Origin of the sequence: Ruminococcus sp. OM04-4AA, from assembly GCF_003462585.1 — a bacterium.
Lineage (GTDB): Bacteria > Bacillota > Clostridia > Lachnospirales > Lachnospiraceae > Mediterraneibacter > Mediterraneibacter faecis.
The window spans coordinates 1-21,883 of sequence record NZ_QTZH01000009.1 but is presented as its reverse complement, the minus strand read 5'-3'; the positions used below and the strand labels follow the sequence as shown (position 1 = coordinate 21,883).

18 protein-coding genes are annotated in these 21,883 nt (G+C 41.6%); all 18 read left to right on the top strand.

What is annotated here, in order from left to right; all coding sequences use genetic code 11:
- Window position 1 precedes the first annotated feature (1 nt).
- The 18 genes from recN (at window position 2) to DXB52_RS04435 (ending at window position 21,836) form a co-directional block, all read left to right on the top strand.
- Window positions 2–1,678 (top strand): DNA repair protein RecN, encoded by a 1,677-nt coding sequence (recN, locus tag DXB52_RS04510; protein ID WP_117539776.1) that lies wholly within the window; start codon window positions 2–4, stop codon window positions 1,676–1,678.
- A 90-nt stretch (window positions 1,679–1,768) separates the two neighbouring features.
- A complete protein-coding gene (gene spoIVB / locus DXB52_RS04505; protein WP_118106623.1) occupies window positions 1,769–2,857 on the top strand; it encodes a SpoIVB peptidase in 1,089 nt (362 codons plus the stop codon).
- Between the two features lie 122 nt (window positions 2,858–2,979).
- A complete protein-coding gene (gene spo0A / locus DXB52_RS04500; RefSeq protein WP_117909373.1) occupies window positions 2,980–3,765 on the top strand; it encodes a sporulation transcription factor Spo0A in 786 nt (261 codons plus the stop codon).
- Between the two features lie 104 nt (window positions 3,766–3,869).
- On the top strand, window positions 3,870–5,318 hold the full coding sequence (glgA, locus tag DXB52_RS04495; protein ID WP_117539782.1) for a glycogen synthase GlgA: 1,449 nt from the start codon (window positions 3,870–3,872) through the stop codon (window positions 5,316–5,318).
- Window positions 5,319–5,382: 64 nt separating this feature from the next.
- Window positions 5,383–6,252, top strand: a complete 870-nt coding sequence (gene metF / locus DXB52_RS04490) for a methylenetetrahydrofolate reductase [NAD(P)H] (RefSeq protein WP_118106622.1) — start codon at window positions 5,383–5,385, stop codon at window positions 6,250–6,252.
- A gap of 16 nt (window positions 6,253–6,268) precedes the next feature.
- On the top strand, window positions 6,269–6,919 hold the full coding sequence (locus tag DXB52_RS04485) for a vitamin B12 dependent-methionine synthase activation domain-containing protein (protein ID WP_117909371.1): 651 nt from the start codon (window positions 6,269–6,271) through the stop codon (window positions 6,917–6,919).
- 35 nt (window positions 6,920–6,954) lie between these two features.
- The gene (locus tag DXB52_RS04480; RefSeq protein WP_118106621.1) at window positions 6,955–9,351 is read left to right on the top strand and encodes a homocysteine S-methyltransferase family protein; all 2,397 of its coding nucleotides are present in this window, start codon (window positions 6,955–6,957) and stop codon (window positions 9,349–9,351) included.
- 13 nt (window positions 9,352–9,364) lie between these two features.
- Window positions 9,365–10,876 carry a 4Fe-4S dicluster domain-containing protein gene (locus DXB52_RS04475; protein ID WP_117539788.1) on the top strand — a complete coding sequence of 504 codons (1,512 nt, stop codon included), beginning with the start codon at window positions 9,365–9,367 and terminating at the stop codon, window positions 10,874–10,876.
- Window positions 10,877–10,976: 100 nt separating this feature from the next.
- Complete coding sequence (alaS, locus tag DXB52_RS04470) at window positions 10,977–13,616, top strand: alanine--tRNA ligase (protein WP_118106620.1); 2,640 nt, start codon at window positions 10,977–10,979, stop codon at window positions 13,614–13,616.
- A 200-nt stretch (window positions 13,617–13,816) separates the two neighbouring features.
- Window positions 13,817–13,993: a 30S ribosomal protein S21 gene (gene rpsU, locus DXB52_RS04465; RefSeq protein ID WP_004054229.1), complete on the top strand. Its 177-nt coding sequence runs from the start codon at window positions 13,817–13,819 to the stop codon at window positions 13,991–13,993.
- Window positions 13,994–14,425: 432 nt separating this feature from the next.
- Window positions 14,426–15,760 carry an NADP-specific glutamate dehydrogenase gene (gdhA, locus tag DXB52_RS04460; RefSeq protein WP_117835672.1) on the top strand — a complete coding sequence of 445 codons (1,335 nt, stop codon included), beginning with the start codon at window positions 14,426–14,428 and terminating at the stop codon, window positions 15,758–15,760.
- A 395-nt stretch (window positions 15,761–16,155) separates the two neighbouring features.
- The gene (locus DXB52_RS04455; RefSeq protein ID WP_227159329.1) at window positions 16,156–16,536 is read left to right on the top strand and encodes a hypothetical protein; all 381 of its coding nucleotides are present in this window, start codon (window positions 16,156–16,158) and stop codon (window positions 16,534–16,536) included.
- Window positions 16,537–16,659: 123 nt separating this feature from the next.
- The gene (locus DXB52_RS04450; protein WP_118106619.1) at window positions 16,660–17,007 is read left to right on the top strand and encodes a hypothetical protein; all 348 of its coding nucleotides are present in this window, start codon (window positions 16,660–16,662) and stop codon (window positions 17,005–17,007) included.
- A 22-nt stretch (window positions 17,008–17,029) separates the two neighbouring features.
- Window positions 17,030–17,491 (top strand): hypothetical protein, encoded by a 462-nt coding sequence (locus DXB52_RS16655; RefSeq protein ID WP_330663499.1) that lies wholly within the window; start codon window positions 17,030–17,032, stop codon window positions 17,489–17,491.
- Complete coding sequence (locus tag DXB52_RS04445; RefSeq protein ID WP_330663500.1) at window positions 17,398–18,738, top strand: lysozyme family protein; 1,341 nt, start codon at window positions 17,398–17,400, stop codon at window positions 18,736–18,738. Before DXB52_RS16655 ends, DXB52_RS04445 begins: the two co-directional genes overlap by 94 nt.
- Window positions 18,739–18,888: 150 nt before the next feature.
- Window positions 18,889–19,257, top strand: coding sequence for an MmcQ/YjbR family DNA-binding protein (locus tag DXB52_RS04440; protein ID WP_181983015.1), 369 nt, complete (start codon window positions 18,889–18,891; stop codon window positions 19,255–19,257).
- Entirely contained in the window at window positions 19,247–19,390 is a 144-nt protein-coding gene (locus DXB52_RS16125) for a hypothetical protein (protein WP_181980152.1), read from the top strand. The genes DXB52_RS04440 and DXB52_RS16125 overlap by 11 nt, the downstream gene beginning before the upstream one ends.
- Window positions 19,391–19,583: 193 nt before the next feature.
- A complete protein-coding gene (locus tag DXB52_RS04435) occupies window positions 19,584–21,836 on the top strand; it encodes a hypothetical protein (protein ID WP_147343350.1) in 2,253 nt (750 codons plus the stop codon).
- Window positions 21,837–21,883 lie beyond the last annotated feature (47 nt).

Genomic DNA, 21,883 nt, shown 5'->3' with positions numbered 1-21,883 from the left:
TATGTTACAGAATCTGTATGTGAAAAATCTTGCTTTGATTGATGAAACAGAAGTTGAGTTTGGGGAAGGATTGAATATTCTGACCGGTGAAACCGGAGCAGGAAAGTCAATCCTTCTTGGCTCTGTTACGCTTGCACTGGGTGGAAAATACAATGCACAGATGCTTCGAAACGGGGCAAAAAGCGGATTGGTAGAACTTACTTTTCACATCAAAGAAGAAAAGATTTTAAAGAAGCTGGAGGCCTTGGACATTTATCCGGAAGACGGATATCTGACATTGAGCCGCCGCCTTTTAGAAGGCCGAAGTGTCAGTAAGATTAACGGTGAGACAGTGAATATGAGCGTCCTTAAAGATGTAGCCAGTCTTTTGATCGATATTCATGGACAGCATGATAATCAGACATTGCTTCATCGAAAGAATCATTTGACACTGCTTGATCTTTATGGGAAAGAACAGACGGATCCGTTAAAAGAAAAAATGGCTTCCTGCTATCAGGAATGGAAGACAGTATGTAAGAAGGTGGAACAATCTTCGCTGGATGAAGAGAGCCGAAGAAGAGAACTTTCTCTTGCTGAATTTGAAGTGAATGAGATTGAAGAAGCAGCTCTTAAAGAAGGTGAAGATGAACTTTTAGAAGAACAGTATCGCAAGATGACAGATAGCAGAAAACTCACAGAAGGAGTTGCAGAAGCGTATCAGTATACTGCAGAGGACGAACGTGGAAATGCAAGTGATTACTTAAGCCGTGCAATCCGAAGCCTTCAGGAAGCAGCATCTTTTGATGAAAAGGGAAGCCAGCTTTATGATCAGATCGTGGAGATCGATAGTCTGCTGAATGATTTCAACCGGGATCTGGCAGAATATGCAAAGAGTTTTGAATATTCGGAAGAAGAGTTTTCAGAAGTTGAGTCCCGCCTGAATGAAGTGAATCATTTAAAGGCAAAATATGGAAACACTGTCAGTGATATCCTTGCATATTGTGAGGAAAAAAGACAGAGACTATCAGAACTGGAAGATTACGATTCTTTTATGCAGGAACTTTTGGAGAAACAGAAAAAAGCAGAAAAGCAGATGGAAAAGGCTGCGATGGAACTGCATGAAGTGCGTGAACAAAACGCAGTTAAATTTGCCGAGGAAATTGTTCATCAGATGTCGGAACTGAATTTCCTGGATGCACGTTTTGAAATTCGTTTGACAGAAGCAAAAAGTTATTCTGCACAAGGAAAAGATGATGCAGAGTTTTATCTGTCGGTTAATCCGGGAGAACCTGTGCGTCCACTGGGGGATGTCGCATCCGGAGGAGAGCTATCCCGTATTATGCTTGCAATCAAGACCGTACTTGCAGATGAAGAAGATACACCGACTTTGATATTTGATGAGATTGATAGTGGAATATCAGGAATCACAGCAGGTCGTGTCGGTGAGAGACTGCAGTTGATCGGAAAGAGCCGTCAGGTGATTTGTATTACACATCTTTCACAGATCGCAGCGGCAGCAGATGTTCATTTTTGTATTCATAAAGAAGCAGAAGATAATTCTGTGAGAACACAGATCGAGAGACTTGATCAGGAAGATTCTGTTGCAGAGCTTGCAAGGCTTCTTGGTGGAGCAAATGTAACAGATGGAATTATAGACAGTGCCAGAGAAATGAAAGAACTGGCAAAAAGAGAAAAATAATACCAGTGTGAAAAGAAGAAGATCCACACATACTAAGAGCAGATGTAAACAGCATCTGCTCTTAATATTTGCAAGAGAGGAGTGTGGATCATGAAAGAACGCAGGAAAAGGAATATGAGCAGGACAGGTCTGTTGTTTCTGTTCTGTCTGTTGATGCTATGTGGCTGTACACAGATTACAGAATTTATGGAAAATACAGAAGTCAGTGGCCGGGAGGTGGAAAGTCTGGCTGCAGAAAAGGAAGAAGATACGGTTCTGCTTGGAGGAATGCCGGTTGGAATTTATATGGAAACGGATGGTGTACTGGTTTTAGACACGGAGAAAATGACAGGTATGGATGGAAAGGAATATACACCTGCGCAGGGTGTGGTAAGTTCCGGTGATTATATTACGGAAGTGAATCACCAGAAGATTGAAGGGAAAAAACAGTTGATGGATCTGGTGGAACATCTGGATGGAGAGAAGGTCCTTCTGACAGTCAGACGCGAAAATACGATATTAGAAAAGAAATTGACTCCTGTGCAGATTTCAAAAGGAAATTATCGCCTGGGAATCTGGGTAAGAGATAATGTACAGGGACTTGGGACGATCACATTTTTGACAAAAAATAACAGGTTCGCAGCACTGGGACATGGCATTCATGATGTTGATACAAGTACACTTCTTACGATCAAAAGAGGAACGCTTTATAGAACCAGTATTCAGAAAGTGCAAAAGGGAAGCAAAGGGAATCCAGGAACAATGGAAGGGATTATTGTTTATAATCGGTTTCATCAGCTTGGAGTGATTGAGAAAAATACGGATGAGGGTATTTATGGAGAATTAAATTCAGACAGAAGCTGGATAGGAGAAGAGGTTCCTATACAGGTAGCGGAAAAAGAGGAAATAAAGACGGGGGAGGCAAGGATTCGCTGCTACATTGACGGGGAGGTGAAAGAATATTCAATCCGTGTAACGCAAATTGATAAAGAATCCGACCAGGTGAACAAAGGAATGGTAATTCAGGTGACAGATACGGAATTGCTGGAAAAGACAGGGGGCATTATTCAGGGGATGAGTGGGAGTCCCATCATTCAGAATGGAAAACTGATCGGAGCTGTAACTCATGTGTTTGTACAAGATTCGACAAAAGGATACGGTATTTTTATTGAAAACATGTTGAAAGAGGAAGAATCGTGAAAAGGGTCGAAAAGGATGTCGAAATACTACTGCAAGATTTTCTTGAATCCGACAAAAAAGCTGGAATATAATACACAAGTGGTGTAACAAGACAAACGTTCTCAGAAAAAGGAGAGAAGAAGATGGAACATTTGAAAATAGCCATTGCTGATGATAACCAGAAAATTTTGGACCTTTTGGATCGTGTGATCGGGATGGAAAAAGACATGAATCTGGTCGGAAAGGCGAAAAATGGTGAAGAGATGTGTCAGATCATCAAAGATAAACAGCCGGATGTTGTTCTTCTCGACTTGATTATGCCGAAAATGGATGGATTGACGGTTATGGACCGGATCAATCATGACAAAACTGTCAGCAAGCATCCGTATTTTATCGTAATCACAGCAGTTGGGCAAGAAAAGATTACAGAAGATGCTTTTAATAAAGGCGCAAATTACTATATGATGAAACCGTTTCAAAATGAGATGCTGTTAGAACGAATCCGAAGTGCGGGACGGATGCCACACGGTATGGAAACAAGAAACTCTGAGGCGGCATCTGAAAACAGAGGAGAAAGTCTGGAGACACGAGTGACAAATATGCTGCATGAAATCGGAATACCGGCTCATATTAAGGGGTATCATTATCTGAGGGATGCGATTATGATGGCGGTAGATGATATGGATGTGCTCAATGCAATCACAAAGATCCTGTATCCAACCGTCGCAAAGAAGTACCAGACAACATCAAGCAGAGTAGAACGTGCGATCCGACATGCGATTGAAGTGGCATGGAGCAGAGGAAAGCTGGACACTCTGGATGAACTTTTTGGGTACACAGTAAGCAATGGAAAAGGGAAACCGACAAATTCTGAATTTATTGCTCTGATCGCAGATACAATACAATTGGAATACAGGCATGGGAAATAAGAAGTAAATTACAATGAGAAATCCTTTGCATTATGATAAAAATGCGGTATAATATTTTATAAGTAATTGCCGAAAGAGGGCAAGTGAAAGTGGAGGATCTAAGTATGAAAAACATTTTGTTCGCTTCATCAGAATGTGTACCATTTATAAAGACCGGAGGCCTTGCTGACGTTGTAGGTTCACTTCCAAAAGATTTTGATAAAGAGAAATATGACTGCCGTGTAGTTTTACCTAAGTACATGTGTATGAAACAGGAGTGGGTAGACCGCCTTGAGTATATCACAAACTTCTACATGGATTTTGCAGGAGAGGATCGCTATGTCGGAATCTTTAAGACAGAATTAAACGGAGTTACATTTTATTTTATTGATAACGAATTTTATTTTTCAGGATTTGCTCCATATGATGGAGATCCGAAGTGGAATATTGAAAAATTCTCTTTCTTCTGTAAGGCAGTTTTAAGTATTCTTCCGGTTATTGGGTTCCGTCCGGATCTGATTCACTGTCATGACTGGCAGACAGGTCTGATTCCGGTATATCTGGATAATTTCCGTTTCTTCGGAGAATATTACAGAGGAATCAAGACAGTTATGACAATACATAACCTGAAGTTCCAGGGGGTATGGGATACAAAGACTGTACAAGGAATCACAGGACTTCCGGATTATTATTTCGTTCCGGATAAGCTTGAGGCATACAAAGATGCTAATATGCTCAAAGGCGGTATTGTTTATGCAGATAAGGTGACAACAGTAAGCCACAGCTATGCAGAAGAGATCAAGACACCGTTCTATGGAGAAGGTCTTGACGGACTGATGGCAGCAAGATCAAATGATCTTTGCGGTATTGTGAATGGTCTGGATTACAATGACTGGAATCCGGATACAGATCATAGAATCGCAAAGACATTTAACGTTGAGAATTTCCGGAAAAACAAACCGGTGAATAAGGCTGCTCTTCAGGAAGAACTTGGACTGGATAAAGACAATCATGTAATGTTGATCGGAATCGTTTCCCGTTTGACAGATCAGAAAGGATTTGATCTGATCGATTATATGATGGATGAGATGTGCCAGGATGCAGTGCAGATTGCAGTACTTGGAACAGGAGATCCGAAATATGAGAATATGTTCCGTCACTTTGCATGGAAGTATGCAGGAAAGGTTTCAGCGAATATTTTCTATTCCGATGATCTTTCTCACAGACTTTATGCCGGATGTGATGCATTCCTTATGCCATCCTTATTCGAGCCATGCGGACTCAGCCAGCTGATGAGTCTGAGATACGGAACACTTCCGATCGTTCGTGAGACAGGAGGATTGAAAGATACTGTAGAACCGTACAATGAGTTTGAGAAGACAGGTACAGGATTCAGTTTCTCTAATTATAATGCGCATGAGATGTTGAACACTGTACGTTATGCAGAAAGAATCTATTATGACAAGAAACGTGACTGGAACAAGATGATCGAACGCGCGATGGCTCAGGATTTTTCATGGATGAATTCCGCAAGACAGTATGAAGATCTGTACAGAAGTCTGATCGGAGAATAAGAATTATAAGAAGTAACAAAGAAGTAATACAAGAGTAACACAAGAGCAAGGAGTAACAGACCCGATGAAAATTATTGACAAACTGAACCAGAAAGGCATCCACATTTCTTTTGAGGTGTTTCCGCCGAAGACAGATGCAGGATTTGACAAAGTATTATCAGCAACAGATGAGATTGCCAAACTGAACCCATCTTATATCAGCGTAACCTATGGAGCCGGTGGCGGAACAAGCAAGAACACAGCGAAGATCGCATCCCATATTAAGGATGATCTCGGAGTGATGAGTCTTGCACATCTGACATGTGCTTCATCCACAAAAGAAGAAGTTGGAGAGGTAATTGAAAACCTGAAGGCTCATGGAATCGAGAATATTCTCGCTTTACGAGGAGATATTCCGGAAGGCATGACATTCCCTGATGGAGATCGATTCCATTATGCTTATGAACTGGTACAGGAAATCAAGAAACATGGGGATTTCTGTATTGGTGCAGCATGTTATCCGGAAGGACATGTGGAGCAGGAACATAAAGAGGATGATATCCGTTATCTGAAACAGAAGGTAGACAGTGGAGTTGATTTCCTTACAACACAGATGTTCTTTGATAATGATATCCATTATAATTTCCTGTACAGAATCAGAGAAGCAGGGATCACAGTTCCGGTTCTGCCGGGAATCATGCCGATTACCAGTGCTGCTCAGATGAAGCGAAGCCAGGAACTTTCCGGAACAGTATTTCCGAGAAGATTTCTTGCAATATTAGATCGCTTCGGAAGTTCTCCGGATGCGATGAAGCAGGCAGGAATTGTCTATGCAACAGATCAGATTATTGATCTTCTTGCGAACGGTGTGAACAATATTCATATTTATTCTATGAATAAGCCGGAAATTGCAGTAGCAATTATGAATAATCTTTCCGAGATTATCAAGTGTTAAGAAAGTGGATGACCAGATGATAGAGACAGAGAAGAGAGTACGTGAAGCAGTTCGTTATCTGGGATTTGGAAGAAATGAGGCAGATGAGCGAACCTTGGAACTGATCCAACAGTCTTTCAAAGACCTGGAACAGGAAGCAGGGCCTAAGTCCATCTGCCAAATTTTTGACCTGAATCATACAGAAGACGGAAGACTGGTTATTGGACAGATGGAGATTCAAAGTAAGAGCCTGAGTAGAAATCTGAAAGGATGCCGTCGGGTTGTTCTTTTTGGAGCAACACTTGGCGCCGGAGTTGACCGGCTGATGCGCAGGATCTCTTTGACAGACATGGCAAGAGCAGTTGTTTTGCAGTCCTGTGCAGCAGCAATGTTAGAAGAATATTGCGATGAATGTCAGAAGAAGATTGCGGCAGAGCTTGAAGAAGAACATTTGTATTTAAGACCGAGATTCAGTCCCGGATATGGAGATTTTGACATCTGTTATCAAGAACCGATCGTACGAATGTTGAATTGTGCAAAGACAATCGGGCTGACTTTGACAGACAGCTTTATGATGACACCAACAAAGTCGGTAACAGCAGTAATTGGAATCAGTACACAGAAGGACAGATGTCCAATCTCAGGATGTGAGGTCTGTACAAAAAAAGATTGTGAATACCGACGATAAGCAAGAGATAAGAGAGGAAGGATTGATACAAGAAGATGATACGAGAACGCCTGGGAAAAGAGTTATTATATTTTGACGGCGGAATGGGAACCTTGCTTCAGGCAAAGGGACTTCAGCCGGGAGAGTTACCGGAGACATGGAATGTTACACATGCGGATGAAATCAAAAACATTCACAAACAATATATTTCAGCAGGAAGTGATATTGTACTTGCGAATACATTTGGAGCGAATGCATTGAAATTCCATTGCGATGATTTTCCATTGGAAGAAATTATCCGTCTTGCGATCGGGCATGTGAAGGATGCGGCTGAAGAGGCAGGTGGTGGAAGAAGAATCTACACAGCACTGGATATCGGACCGACAGGAAAGCTTTTAAAACCGATGGGTGATCTGGATTTCGAGACAGCGTATGAGACATTCAAAGAAGTTATGATCCTCGGAGAGAAAGCCGGTGCGGATCTGATCCATATTGAGACCATGAGTGACACTTATGAACTGAAGGCAGCAGTGCTTGCAGCGAAAGAGAATACATCTCTTCCGGTTTTCGCTACGACGATTTTTGATGAGCGTGGAAAGCTTCTGACCGGAGCAGATGTTCCGTCTGTTGTGGCAATGCTTGAAGGATTAAGGATTGATGCCCTTGGAATCAACTGTGGAATGGGACCGGAGCAGATGCTGCCGATCCTGGAGCAGATCATGAAGTATTCCTCTGTGCCTGTGATCGTCAAACCGAATGCAGGTCTTCCGAAGCAGAAAGACGGAGAAACTTATTACGATGTTTCTCCGGAAGAATTTGCTTCTGTTATGTGTCATGTTGTTGATCTTGGGGCAGTTGTGATCGGGGGATGCTGCGGAACAACTCCTGCACATATTGCAGAGATGGTGAAGCAGTGTAAAGACATTCCGGTGAAGCCGATTGAGAAGAAAAGTTATACTGTGGTATCTTCTTATGGTCAGAGTGTGTTCCTTGGAACCGGATCAAAGATTATTGGTGAACGTATTAATCCAACCGGAAAGAAACGCTTTAAACAGGCGCTTAAGGAACATGATCTTGATTATATTTTAAAAGAAGGAATTGCACAGCAGGATAACGGTGCACATATTCTGGATGTTAACGTAGGACTTCCGGATATTGACGAGCCGACATTGATGAAGGAAGTTGTCCAGGAACTTCAGAGTGTGACGAATCTTCCGCTTCAGATTGATACGGTTGATACGGTTGCGATGGAGAATGCACTTCGCATTTACAATGGTAAGGCGATGGTCAATTCAGTCAGTGGAAAGCAGGAGTCAATGGATGCAGTGTTTCCACTGATCCGGAAGTATGGCGGTGTTGTGATCGGCTTGGCACTTGATGAAGACGGAATCCCGGCAACAGCCGAGGGACGTGTACAGATTGCGAAGAAGATTATCGCAGAGGCAGCAAAATACGGTATCGAGAAGAAAGATATTGTAATTGATGCCCTGGCAATGACGATCAGTTCAGAACCGGAAGGTGCGAAAGTGACACTTGAGACACTTCGCAGACTCCGTGATGAAGTTGGTGTGTGTACTGTGCTTGGTGTATCAAATATTTCTTTCGGTCTCCCAAGCAGACCGATTGTAAACTCCATCTTTTATACGATGGCAATGCAGAATGGTCTGAGCGTTGGAATTATCAATCCGAACTCGGAGGATATGATGAAGGCATGGTATGCATACCATGCACTGATGAATCTGGACAGCAACTGTGAGAATTATATTAATAAATATGCACAGCAGCCGGGAACAGCTCCGGTCTTGGTAACAGGTTCAGCTCACAAGATGACACTGAAAAGTGCAATTGAAAGAGGACTTCGTGAAGAGGCGAACAGCATTACATCTGAGATGATCCAGGAGAAAGATGGTCTGGAGATCATTAACGAAGAGTTGATCCCGGCACTGAATACGGTAGGCGAAGGATTTGAGAAGGGAACCGTCTTTTTGCCACAGCTACTGATGAGTGCCGAAGCGGCCAAGGCAGCATTTGCGGTGCTTAAAGAGAAAATGGAAAGCAGCGGAGAAGTGCAGGAGAAGAAAGGAAAGATCATTCTTGCGACAGTAAAAGGGGATATTCATGATATCGGTAAAAATATCGTGAAGGTTCTGCTTGAAAACTATAGTTTTGATGTGATCGATCTTGGAAAGGATGTTCCGCCGGAGACAATCGTTGATACAGTACTTGAGCAGGAGATTCATCTGGTAGGACTGAGCGCGCTGATGACTACGACCGTTGTGAGTATGGAAGAGACGATCAGACAGCTTAGAGAGAAAGCTCCGAATTGCCTTGTGATGGTAGGAGGAGCTGTTCTGAATCAGGAGTATGCTGATATGATAGGAGCTGATTTTTATGGCAAAGATGCCATGCAGTCGGTTCATTATGCACAGAGAGTTTTTGGAACTAAAGAATAGGAGGAGATCAAAAATGAGAGGATTACAGACACCGGTTCGTGCAATTCGAAGACAAGTGTTTACAGAAGTTGCCAAGCTTGGATTTAAAGCAAATGCAGAGACATTGGTAGCAGATATGGAAGCAATTCCATATGAAATCGTTGGAGAAGATTCAGAAGTAAAATACCGTGAGAGTATTTATCGTGCGAGAGCAGTCGTAAGAGAAAGACTTCGTCTTGCGATGGGACTTTCCCTTCGTCCGGAGAATAAGCCGGTCCACTTGACAGCAGGCGTTGAGGCCAGTAATATTTCTGAGAAATACTATGAGCCACCGCTGATGCAGGTGATTCCGTCCGGATGCGAGAGCTGTGAGGAGAATAAATACGAGGTCAGCAATGTATGTAAGGGATGTCTTGCACATCCATGTCAGGAAGTCTGTCCCAGAGGTGCTATTTCCATGGTGAATGGAAAGTCATTTATCGATCAGGATAAATGTATCAAGTGTGGAAAGTGTAAATCTGTCTGTCCATACGATGCGATTGCCAAGAAAGAACGTCCTTGCAAGAAAGCATGTGGAGTGAATGCAATTACATCAGATAAATTAGGACGTGCTTATATTGATGCTGACAAATGTGTTTCCTGCGGAATGTGTATGGTAAGCTGCCCGTTTGGTGCGATTTCTGACAAGTCTCAGATCTTCCAGCTGGCTCGTGCACTTTCAGAAGGAGAAGAGGTCGTAGCTGAGGTAGCACCGGCATTTGTCGGTCAGTTTGGACCGAATATTAATGTGAGAAATTTCAAGGCAGCTCTTGAAGAACTCGGATTCTCAGAGACATATGAGGTTGCTCTTGGAGCTGATATCGGAGCAATTGCAGAAGCACATCATTATGTGAATAAAGTGACAACCGGAGAACTTCCATTCCTTCTGACATCCTGTTGTCCATCCTGGGCAATGCTTGCGAAGAAGTTCTTCCCGGATCTGATCGATCAGATCTCACAGGAACTGACTCCGATGGTTGCAACAGCACGAACAATCAAACAGGAACATCCGAATGCAAAGGTTGTATTTATCGGACCTTGTGCAGCGAAGAAGCTGGAAGCTTCCAGACGTACTGTGAGAAGTGATGTAGATTTCGTTGTTACATTTGAAGAATTGCAGGCAATGTTTGATGCGAAGGGAATTGATCTGACAGCTTATGAGGCAGAGTCTTCTTTCCATGATGCGACAGGAGCCGGACGTGGATACGCCTGTGCAGGAGGAGTTGCAAAGGCAATCGAAGAATGTATTAACGAGTATTACCCTGGAACACAGGTTAATATTGAGCATGCGGAAGGGCTGGCAGAATGTAAGAAGATCCTGACACTTGCCAAAGCCGGAAGAATGAACGGTTGTCTGATCGAGGGTATGGGATGTCCTGGCGGATGTATTGCAGGAGCTGGAACGAATATTCCAATCCCGACTGCGAAGAAAGATGTCGCAGCTTATGTCAAAAACTCAAGCAGAGCACTTCCACCGAAAGAACTGGAAGAAATTGAATTAAAATAAGTAAATATACGGACAATAACCGGCCTCCGCTTTACAAACGGAGGCTGTTGTGGTATATTACAAAATAGGCTTTTTATGAGCGAAAGAGGAGGATGGATGTATGCAGCCATACGGAGTAAACCAATTAAGAAAAATGTTTTTGGAGTTCTTTGAGAGCAAGGGACATCTTGCAATGAAGAGCTTTTCTTTAGTACCACATAATGATAAGAGTCTTCTCCTGATTAATTCAGGAATGGCTCCGCTGAAACCATATTTCACAGGACAGGAGATCCCGCCGAGAAGAAGAGTGACAACATGTCAGAAATGTATTCGTACAGGAGATATCGAGAATGTCGGTAAGACAGCACGTCACGGTACATTCTTTGAGATGCTTGGAAACTTCTCTTTTGGAGATTATTTCAAGAATGAAGCAATCGAGTGGTCCTGGGAGTTCCTTACAGAAGTTGTGGGACTTGATCCGAACAGATTATATCCTTCAGTATATGAAGATGATGATGAAGCGTTCGAAATCTGGAATAAGAAGATGGGAATTCCGGCAGAGCGTATCTTCCGTTTTGGCAAGGAAGATAACTTTTGGGAGCACGGTTCAGGTCCATGTGGTCCGTGTTCTGAGATTTACTATGACCGTGGAGAAAAATACGGATGTGGAGAACCGGGATGTACAGTAGGATGTGAGTGCGACCGTTACATGGAGATCTGGAATAACGTATTCAGCCAGTTCAACAACGACGGACACGGAAACTATACAGACCTGATCCAGAAGAACATTGATACAGGTATGGGACTTGAGCGTCTTGCCTGCATCGTACAGGATGTAGATTCCATGTTTGATATTGATACAATGAAAGCACTGAGAGATCATGTATGTAATCTCTCCGGCAAGCAGTACGGAATAGATCATGAGACAGATGTTTCTCTGCGTGTTGTTACAGACCATATTCGTTCCGTAACATTTATGGTTTCTGATGGTATCTTACCTTCTAACAGCGGTCGTGGATATGTTCTCCGCCGTCTGTTAAGACGTGCATGCCGTCACGGAAAGCTGCTCGGAATTGACGGAGCATTCCTTGTAGAGCTTGCAACAACTGTAATTGAAGGTTCCAAGGATGGATATCCGGAGTTGGAAGAGAAGAAAGAGTTTATCTTTAATGTAATTGCGAAAGAAGAAGCAAACTTCAATAAGACAATCGATCAGGGACTTGCAATCCTTGCAGATATGGAAGCTGAGATGGAGAAGAATGGAGAGAAAGTTCTTTCCGGAGAGAATGCATTTAAGCTTTATGATACTTATGGATTCCCAATCGATCTGACAAGTGAGATCCTGGAAGAAAAGGGGCTGACTTATGACGAGGAAGGATTCAAGAAAGCACAGGAAGAACAGCGTGCGAAATCAGAAGGAACATTCGGAACTCATTCTTATACAGGAAAAGAAGTTTCTGTATACGATCAGCTAGATGCAGCACTTGCGACAGAATTTGTCGGATATGACAATCTGACATTTGATTCTAAGGTTACAGCTCTTACAACAGAGACAGAAGTTGTTGATGCACTTTCTGATGGAGAAAAGGGAACAATCATCGTTGAGCAGACTCCATTCTATGCAACAATGGGTGGACAGGAAGCTGATAAAGGTGTGATTCGTACAGCCGACGGAGAGTTTGTTGTAGAAGATTGTATTCACCTTGCAGGAACAAAGGTTGGACATGTAGGACATGTTGTAAAAGGAATGATCAAGATTGGTGATGCGGTAACTCTTGAAGTTGACGCAAAGAACCGTGCACTTACAGAAAGAAACCACAGTGCAACACATCTGCTTCAGAAAGCACTCCGTACAGTACTTGGAAGCCATGTAGAGCAGGCAGGATCTTTTGTAAATGCAGACAGACTTCGTTTTGACTTTACACATTTCTCAGCAGTAACACCTGAGGAACTGAAGAAGGTTGAAAAAATTGTGAATGAGCAGATCACAAATGCCCTCGCAGTTGTGACAAAGAACCTTCCAATCGAGGAAGCAAGAAAGACAGGAGCACAGGCTCTGTTTGGTGAGAAATACGGTGACGTTGTACGCGTCGTAGATATGAGCGGATTCTCCGTTGAATTCTGTGGTGGTACGCATGTTAAGAATACATCAGAGATCACAGCACTGAAGATTATTTCTGAGAGTGGTGTAGCGGCAGGTGTTCGTCGTATTGAAGCTCTGACATCTGAAGGACTTATGAACTACTATGCTGAGATGGAGCATCTTCTCAAAGAAGCAGCACAGCTTGTAAAAGCAACTCCGGAGAATCTTGCAGAGAAGATCACACATCTTCAGGCAGAGAACAAGTCTCTGAAGGGAGAAGTTGAGAGTCTTAAGAGCAAGATGGCTCAGAACGCAGCAGGAGATATTCTTGACCAGGTGAAAGAAGTAAAAGGTGTGAAGCTTCTTGCAGCACAGCTTGACGGTGTTGATATGAACGGACTTCGTGATCTTGGAGACCAGCTCAAAGAGAAGCTTGGCGAAGGTGTGGTTGTACTTGCATCAGGAAATGACGGAAAAGTAAGCCTGATGGCTACAGCAACAGACGGAGCAATGAAGCAGGGAGCACACGCAGGAAATCTTGTGAAAGCAATTGCAGGCCTTGTTGGCGGAGGCGGCGGTGGTCGTCCGAACATGGCCCAGGCAGGTGGAAAGAACCCAGCAGGAATCCAGGATGCACTTGCAAAAGCAGAAGAAGCACTGGCTGATCAGATTAAATAAAGTCATTGTAAAGAGAATCTGTCTGTGGCAGATTCTCTTTTGGGTAGAAGCGAGAAAAAAGTATAAAAAATCGGTAAAAATCATAAAAAGCAGTTGACGTTTTGAAAAAATATGTTATAATAATATCCAGTGCAATAAATATACCCGAACAGTCGTATGATGCACAATACAAGGCTGGAGGGGAGGTTAGGTGTGAGACTATGTCAAATGTAATCGTTAAAGAAAACGAAACGTTAGATAGCGCCTTACGCAGATTCAAGAGAAACTGTGCAAAGGCTGGTATTCAGCAGGAGATTCGTAAGAGAGAGCACTACGAGAAACCAAGCGTTAGACGTAAAAAGAAATCTGAAGCTGCTAGAAAACGTAAATATAACTAATATGTGCAAATGGACAGAGTACTGGAAACAGTACTCTGTTTTTTAATATATTAGGAAAGTCCTGTCCTAATATATTAAAAACGCTCCGCTTAGAATGCGCATTGTGGCATACAATGCAGGTTATCTTATGGAAAAGCACCATTTTCCCATCTGTTTACTCAACATATAACCTTAAATATGCTGAAAATTGCAATTTGATACATTGGTTCATGCAGTTTTATCAACTTAAAGTGATAAAACTTTAAAATAATGCAATTAATGATTGACAATCTTTCATTTAGCTTATAAAATAAACGAGTAGACAACGGTGTCTGAGGTAACAGATTGCTTGTCAGTTTGTTTTTTCTTTTAGAAAAGACATCAGTTGACGAAAGATACAATAGTATCAGGGAGACAGGAATCCCAATCTATTTATTCTAGGAGGTAATTAAGATGTCATACGTTGATGAAGTGATTGATTTAGTTGTAAAGAAGAATCCTGCAGAGCCGGAATTCCACCAGGCAGTAAAAGAGGTGTTGGAGTCTCTTCGTGTTGTGATTGAAGCAAATGAAGAAAAATTCCGTAAAGACGCTCTTCTTGAGAGACTTGTAGAGCCTGAGAGACAGTTTAAGTTCCGTGTACCGTGGGTAGATGACAAGGGTCAGGTACAGGTTAACACAGGATACCGTGTACAGTTCAACAGTGCAATTGGACCATACAAGGGAGGTCTTCGTCTTCATCCATCTGTAAACCTTGGTATTATCAAATTCCTCGGTTTCGAGCAGATTTTCAAAAACTCCCTCACAGGACTTCCAATCGGTGGAGGTAAAGGTGGATCTGATTTCGATCCTAAGGGAAAATCTGACAGAGAAGTTATGGCATTCTGCCAGAGCTTTATGACAGAGCTTTGCAAATATATTGGTGCTGATACTGATGTTCCTGCAGGAGATATCGGTACAGGCGCAAGAGAGATCGGATATATGTTCGGACAGTACAAGAGAATCCGTGGAGTATATGAAGGAGTTCTTACAGGAAAAGGACTTTCCTATGGTGGATCTCTTGCTCGTACAGAAGCTACAGGATATGGTCTTCTGTATCTGACAGATGAACTTCTGAAACTCAATGGTATCGAACTTGCAGGTAAGACAGTTGCTGTTTCAGGAGCAGGTAACGTTGCGATTTATGCAACTCAGAAAGCCCAGGAACTCGGAGCTAAAGTTGTTACAGTAAGTGATTCTACAGGATGGGTATACGATCCGGACGGAATCGATGTTGCAGCTCTCAAAGAGATCAAAGAAGTGAAACGTGCAAGACTTACAGAGTACAAGAACTATCGTCCAAATTCAGAGTACCATGAAGGAAGAGGGGTATGGAATGTTAAAGTTGACATCGCTCTTCCATGTGCTACACAGAATGAGCTTCACCTTGAAGATGCAAAAGCACTTGTTGCAAACGGATGTATTGCAGTATGTGAAGGTGCTAATATGCCTACAACTCTCGAAGCTACAGAGTATCTGCAGGAGAATGGTGTTATCTTTGCACCTGGTAAAGCAGCTAACGCCGGTGGTGTTGCTACATCTGCACTTGAAATGTCTCAGAACAGCGAACGTCTGAGTTGGACATTCGAAGAAGTAGATGCTAAACTTAAAAACATCATGGTTAACATCTGCCACAACATGACGGATGCAGCTGAGAAATACGGATTCAAGGGTAACTACGTTGTAGGTGCTAATATCGCCGGATTTGAGAAGGTTGTAGAGGCTATGACAGCTCAGGGAATTTGCTAATTAAGAAATTCTAAGATAATATGTAACTGTTCAGAGCCAAGCAAAATTTCAAAAAACAGTTTTAAAAATGCTTGCATTTTTAAAACTGTTTTTGAAATTTTATCTGGCGGATACGCCACACCGACGAAATGCGCAGCATTTTGGAGGTTGGCTCTGAACAGTTACGATAATATAAGATAAGATATGGTTAAGTCCTGTAAACTCAATGTTTATGGGACTTTTCTTTATGCGTTGAAATGAAAAAAATGAGGAATCTTTTAATCATTTTAAATGCATAACCCGTTATTATATATATACAGATATTCAATGGAAAGGAGTCTGATGCGTGTTGAGTGATGACGAATTAGTGGAACAGATTCTACTTGGAAATGAAAATGCAGCAGAAGATTTCTTAAATGCTTCGTAATAAGGAATTATTTACAAGAAGGGTGATGGGTATGCACCAAAAGGATATGGAACGGTTTGCTTTCCTGTTTTTATGTGGGAAGCGTGACAGGGAAATCTTATTGGGAAAAGAAAAGATGACGTTTTCAGATTTAGACAGGCTGACGTATGTGACAGATTTTTTAGGGCTAAACTTATATAACCTGGAAATCTGGAATAAGTATTCAGGACAGTTTGGCGAACAGTTTCGGCAGTTGGAATTGTTATATGATGAGACTTGCAGCATCGTGTCCTGGGAGTCGACAGAAGCAGATGAGCATCTGCATGAGCGATGGATCCGTGAATTTTGCATCCAGGTACCGGATAAGGAAATTCGGAAACAGCTGGAATAAATTATAAAACAACAATATCAGGAACAAGGGATGGTAGATCCCACAGAGACAGACATCGTGTAGGTGCCTGTCTTTTTTTTACAGAAAATTAGGAAAAGATTTGAAGGGAGACAGGTGAGAGCCATGAAAGAAGAAACAACCATTACCTTTCTTGCTTCGGAGTGCGGGGAGTTCCATGGGATGGGAGAATGCATCGAATGCACATCTTTAAAAGAAGCGTTTTGGCATTACCAGAGATTTTGCAAGCGTTCCTCTCAGATGGGTCCGTCTTTGGAGTTTTCCCTGCACCATGCAGACGATCCTCTTTATAACGAAGGGGAGTATCCATTAGTAACGGGTGAGAGGGGAAGGGAATTGCTGTCCTGTGTTCTCTATTATGCCAATCATCCGCTGGTGCAGGAAGCGGTAAGGGAACTGGAAAGGCTGGAAGAACAGCAGAAGAGACAAAAGAAACAGAGTAGGGAACGGTAATGCGATACAGGGAGGTGTGTGTTTGAAAGACATCAAAGAGAAGGTATGGGATAAGAACCCGAAGATCCGCAATCCTGCCTCCCGGCTTCCCAAAGAACTGGTGCGTTCTGCCATGCTGGAAACGAAAGAGAAATCCCGGATGGCGGCAGACAAGGTGGGAAGAGAAACCGGAGAGGAATCTCCGGTGGAATATGCTGGAAACCGGATAGAACGGGCGGAACAGCGGGTTGGAAAGGAAAGCACTTCGGCAGCCTATCGTGGTGGAAAAAAGCTGGCAGTGAAAACTTATGAGAAGTTAAAGGCGCAGAAACAAAAGCAGAGAGAAACTGCGACATCCCCTTTAGAGGGAGAAACAGGAGTGGGTGGCACATCTACCCAGGCAGGGCATAAATGGCAAAGAAAGGGCGAACGGAAGCCACAAGAAGCATTAAACTCAAACCGGAAGCCGAGAAAACGATCAAGGAAGCTGGAAATCGGACAGTAAAAACAGCGCCCCGTGTAGTGAAAACTTCTCTGATTTCTTCCAAAAAGGTGAAAACTCATGCAGCCTTACAGAAAAAGCAAGCACAGAAATCCATGAAAGCAGCCAGGGAAGCAAAATGGGCTACCATACACTCGGTTCAGACTGCCAAGCAAAGTGCAAAGACTGCAAAGGCAACCGGAAGAGGATTAAAAGCCATGGCAGAAGCCGCCGCTCATGCAGTGAAAGCTGCATTTGCAGCACTGATGGCAGGTGGAGGCGCAGTGTTTGTCGTTCTGATTCTGATTGTGGGGCTCATTGGAGGTGCTGCCTTTTTAGGAAATTCCCAAAGTAGTGAGGTTTTAAGCGCAGAAGTGCTGGCACATACGCCTGCCATTCAAAAGTATGCCAGTGAATTTGGTATCCCGGAATATGTCTCAGCAATCCAAGCCATTATGATGCAGGAGAGCGGAGGTAGGGGAACAGATCCCATGCAGGCTAGTGAGTGTCCTTATAACACCCAGTATCCAAATACACCCGGAGCGATTCAGGATGCAGACTATTCCATCAAGGTGGGGATACAGTATTATGCGGATTGTGTCAGAGAAGCTGGGTGTGAAAGTCCACAGGATATGGACAAGCTGAAACTCAGCCTACAGGGGTATAATTATGGGAATGGATATATCTCGTGGGCGTTGGAAAAATTTGGAGGTTACAGTAAAGTCAATGCGCTACAGTTTTCCCAGGAGCAGGCAGCAGCCCATGGCTGGTCGGGTTATGGCGATCCGGAGTATGTGCCTCATGTGATGCGGTATTATTCCGGTGGCGGTTGGTTTACCGGACTTTTTGGAAATAGACAGCTTGTCAATATTGCAAAAGGTCAGCTTGGAAATGAAGGCGGAGAGAAGTTTTGGTCGTGGTATGGATTTACCAGCCGGGAGGAATGGTGTGCCTGCTTTGTCAGCTGGTGTGCGAATCAGGCAGGTTTGATTCAAAGTGGTGCGGTTCCCAAGTTTTCCCTTTGTACGGATGGTAAGAACTGGTTTCAGAATCAGGGGAAATGGCAGGGGGCTGGGAGTATGCCAAGTCCCGGTGCGATCGTCTTTTTTGACTGGGAGCATGATGGAACATGCGACCATGTAGGAATCGTGGAACGCTGTGACGGAACAACCGTCTATACCATAGAAGGAAATAGTGGAGATGCGGTAAAAGAGAGAAGTTATGCGATCAGTTCCAATTCCATTATGGGATATGGAATGGTAGTTTATTAGAAACAGGAAAATGAATGATAGATGGAATTGTAGAGCTTGAATAACAATGCTATAATAGGAAAGGAAGGCAGGGCAGATGTCCTGCCTGTTAAAATATGAAAAGTACAATCGTAAGATTGATCAATATAGAAGAACTGGGGAGTGGAATGCTTGAAACAGGAAGAGATTTACGAATATGTGAAGAAACAATATGGAACAATTCCGGAATATCTTTGGAAGAGTTCTCCGGAGAGTGCAATTCTCCGGCATAAGAATGGAAAGTGGTATGCAGCTATTCTGCGAGTTGAAAAATCAAAATTGGGTTTGGAAGAGGAAGGGATGGTAGATATCATCAATGTGAAGTGTGAGCCGGATATGGTTGGCCTTCTGACACAAACTTATGGTTTTCTTTCAGGATATCATATGAATAAAAAATACTGGATCACGATATTGTTGGATGGAACGGTGAGCGAAGCAAAAATTTTAGACTTTTTGGATATGAGTTATGATTTGATTGACGGGAATCTATATGAAAAATAAACAAGAAAAGAAAACCTGCAATGATAAAGGAGAATGGGGAAATTTTATTTATAATGGTAATTCTTTAAAAGATATTCTTTTTTGGAATTTTATGAGGAAAGTTCTTCTTGATAATGAAGAAGATAGATGTTAGAAGTATAAGGAAAAATAATGGTGAATTTTGCTGAAAAATATTGCTAAGAATTTATCAATAGTGTAAAATGTAACGAAAGACATCACTTATTTATCAGACAACCGTGTATATGCTTCAAAGGGATGTTTCTTAGTTGGGAAGAAAATCGAAAAGATTTTTTTCCTCAGAAATTACGAAAAGGGAGGAAACCTATGTGAAAAGTAGGGTAGTGAAAACTGTTTTAGGCATACTGGTTATAGGATGTTGTTTGGGTGGTGGATACTATATGGGGAATCTAAATAGTAAAGATGACACGGAACCAGTAGCATTATTAAATGAAAAGAAGCCCCAAAAAGAAGAATTATATGATACAGAACTGATTGCCATCGTAAATGCAGATGAAGGTATAAAGAAGCAAGATGATGTTATTAGTTATAGTCAATCTTTGTTAGGAACATTAAATGTTAAGTATGAAACAACAGGACTTGAAGATGCAAAGCGGGGTATAGAAAACGGAAAATATAGTGCATATATGATTTTACCTGGAACATTTTCGGAAGCTGTTGAATCTATTAACGGTACGCCGCAAAAGGCAGTTTTAGAGTATGCAATTGCACCAAATCTTACACAGGATGCACAGGCTAAGGCGATTTATTCTGTTGGAAATGCATACACGACATTGAATAATGGAATTAGTGAACTGTATTTATCTTCTGTACTGACAGAGGTGCATAAAGTTCAAGATGCAGCGGGAAACATCAAAGAAAATGATGTTCGTGATTTAAAAGCACTTGGAGAAGTAAGTGGTGATGACTTAAGGGAAACCATTGAATTACCCGAACTTGCAACAGTAGAAAAGAATATAGAAGTTTTGGATCTTGTTCCACACTATGAAGAAGAAGATAAACTTTTGGCTGAGATAGATAAGACTTATCAAGAGGCGTGGAACAAAGGCGATGAGGAATATAAAAATGTTTCTTCAAAAATTGGCGAATTGAATCAAACGTTATATGGAAAAGGCAGTATGCATGAAGCGATACAGGCTTTTAATATGCACATGACACCATATGAGTATCCGGAGTATATAGATACAAATCCAGCAGAACAAAAAGAGTTGGGTGTTATTAGAGATAGTAGTATTGAAGCGTTAGAAGGGATTCCAGATAAACTGAAAGAAATAGAAAGTGCTACGAAGGAATATATTGCAAAATCAAAATTTATAATTAATAAGTATGAGAACGATATAGAAAGATGGGGTGCAGCTGATAGTAGTGCCTCTTCGGAAGAGGAGTGTGACGGATATTCTGTAGAATATGAAGAAAATACCTATTCTTTTTATACGAAAAAAGACGTAGATGAGAAATTGGTGGCATTAGAAAATCAACATATAATAGAAAAGAATAATGGTTTGGCGAACTATTATAATACTATTAGTGATTTTCAAAAAAATCCTGCTTTGAATGACTTAAAAGAAAATTTCAAAAAGTTATATTCAAAATTAGAAGCAATTGAACCAGAGACATATTTACCAGTTTCTGATGAACAGTGGGAGAACTATATAAAAAGTGTAATTCCGGCACCGATTTATGAAGTAGAACCTAATATAAATGAAGTAGAAGATTTAAATTCAATTCAAATTAAAAATTATAGGTTAAAAAATCAAATAGAAGAGCCAAAATTTTCGGATGTAAATGTGGATGTAGACGCTATAAGAAATGCAATGAATGAGATGATGAAAGTGTCTGAGGCTTATGCTCAAGATAGAGGTAACATTCTTAATGGAGTAAATGATGAGTTACAAGAGAAAGATAAGAATATCAAAGCTCAGGTAACAAATTTAAGAGGAGCTTACGATAATACAGATTTGAAGAAAAATGAATTAGATGAAGCACTTTTAAGGTATACTCCGCAAGAATATTTAAATCAAGAAGCGCTTGGACAATTGGAACAATCTTTAGATAAGAATCAGAGTAAGGTAGAAGAGAAGATTGAAAACCAGAATAAGCAGTATGAAAGTTATGTAGAGGAGGTTTATAAGGCTTCTGAAGACAATACGAAAAAGCAATCAGAAAGTATTGAGGCTGGTGAAAAAGCATCTAATGAAAAATTAGATACAAATCTTGCAAATGCAAAGAGTTTAAAACAGTCTACATACGAAGATAATAAACTCATGTTAAATGATATTAGTGGAGTTTTACCTTATTCAAGACTTGGAACACAAGAGAATATTATGGCATATCGTTTTATGACAGAGCCATTATCTGTAAATGATCTTACAGTTGCTAAGAAAGAGAATTTAGAAGGTCAGGAAGTAAATGTTGAAGTTTCTGATGAGAAAAAAGAAGTAGAAGAAAAAGAAACACCGATTTTTATTTGGGTTATTCCAGTAGTTCTTCTTGCAGTTTGCATAGGAAGTTATTTTGCTTTTAGAAAGAAACGCATAGATTCAAACGAAGATCATTTATAAATGAAATAAAAAGGGTATTTCCAGTTGAAAACGTTGGAAATATCCTT

Excerpts from the sequence above, each read along its gene's own strand:
- DXB52_RS04445 (WP_330663500.1), top strand. The coding sequence starts at position 17,398 with ATGGCAAAGAAAGGGCGAACGGAAGCCACAAGAAGCATTAAACTCAAA.
- DXB52_RS04480 (WP_118106621.1), top strand. The coding sequence starts at position 6,955 with ATGATACGAGAACGCCTGGGAAAAGAGTTATTATATTTTGACGGCGGA.
- DXB52_RS04485 (WP_117909371.1), top strand. The coding sequence starts at position 6,269 with ATGATAGAGACAGAGAAGAGAGTACGTGAAGCAGTTCGTTATCTGGGA.
- gdhA (WP_117835672.1), top strand. The coding sequence starts at position 14,426 with ATGTCATACGTTGATGAAGTGATTGATTTAGTTGTAAAGAAGAATCCT.
- spoIVB (WP_118106623.1), top strand. The coding sequence starts at position 1,769 with ATGAAAGAACGCAGGAAAAGGAATATGAGCAGGACAGGTCTGTTGTTT.
- DXB52_RS16125 (WP_181980152.1), top strand. The coding sequence starts at position 19,247 with ATGAAAAATAAACAAGAAAAGAAAACCTGCAATGATAAAGGAGAATGG.
- DXB52_RS04475 (WP_117539788.1), top strand. The coding sequence starts at position 9,365 with ATGAGAGGATTACAGACACCGGTTCGTGCAATTCGAAGACAAGTGTTT.
- recN (WP_117539776.1), top strand. The coding sequence starts at position 2 with ATGTTACAGAATCTGTATGTGAAAAATCTTGCTTTGATTGATGAAACA.
- DXB52_RS04450 (WP_118106619.1), top strand. The coding sequence starts at position 16,660 with ATGAAAGAAGAAACAACCATTACCTTTCTTGCTTCGGAGTGCGGGGAG.
- alaS (WP_118106620.1), top strand. The coding sequence starts at position 10,977 with ATGCAGCCATACGGAGTAAACCAATTAAGAAAAATGTTTTTGGAGTTC.
- spo0A (WP_117909373.1), top strand. The coding sequence starts at position 2,980 with ATGGAACATTTGAAAATAGCCATTGCTGATGATAACCAGAAAATTTTG.
- glgA (WP_117539782.1), top strand. The coding sequence starts at position 3,870 with ATGAAAAACATTTTGTTCGCTTCATCAGAATGTGTACCATTTATAAAG.
- metF (WP_118106622.1), top strand. The coding sequence starts at position 5,383 with ATGAAAATTATTGACAAACTGAACCAGAAAGGCATCCACATTTCTTTT.
- DXB52_RS04455 (WP_227159329.1), top strand. The coding sequence starts at position 16,156 with ATGCTTCGTAATAAGGAATTATTTACAAGAAGGGTGATGGGTATGCAC.
- rpsU (WP_004054229.1), top strand. The coding sequence starts at position 13,817 with ATGTCAAATGTAATCGTTAAAGAAAACGAAACGTTAGATAGCGCCTTA.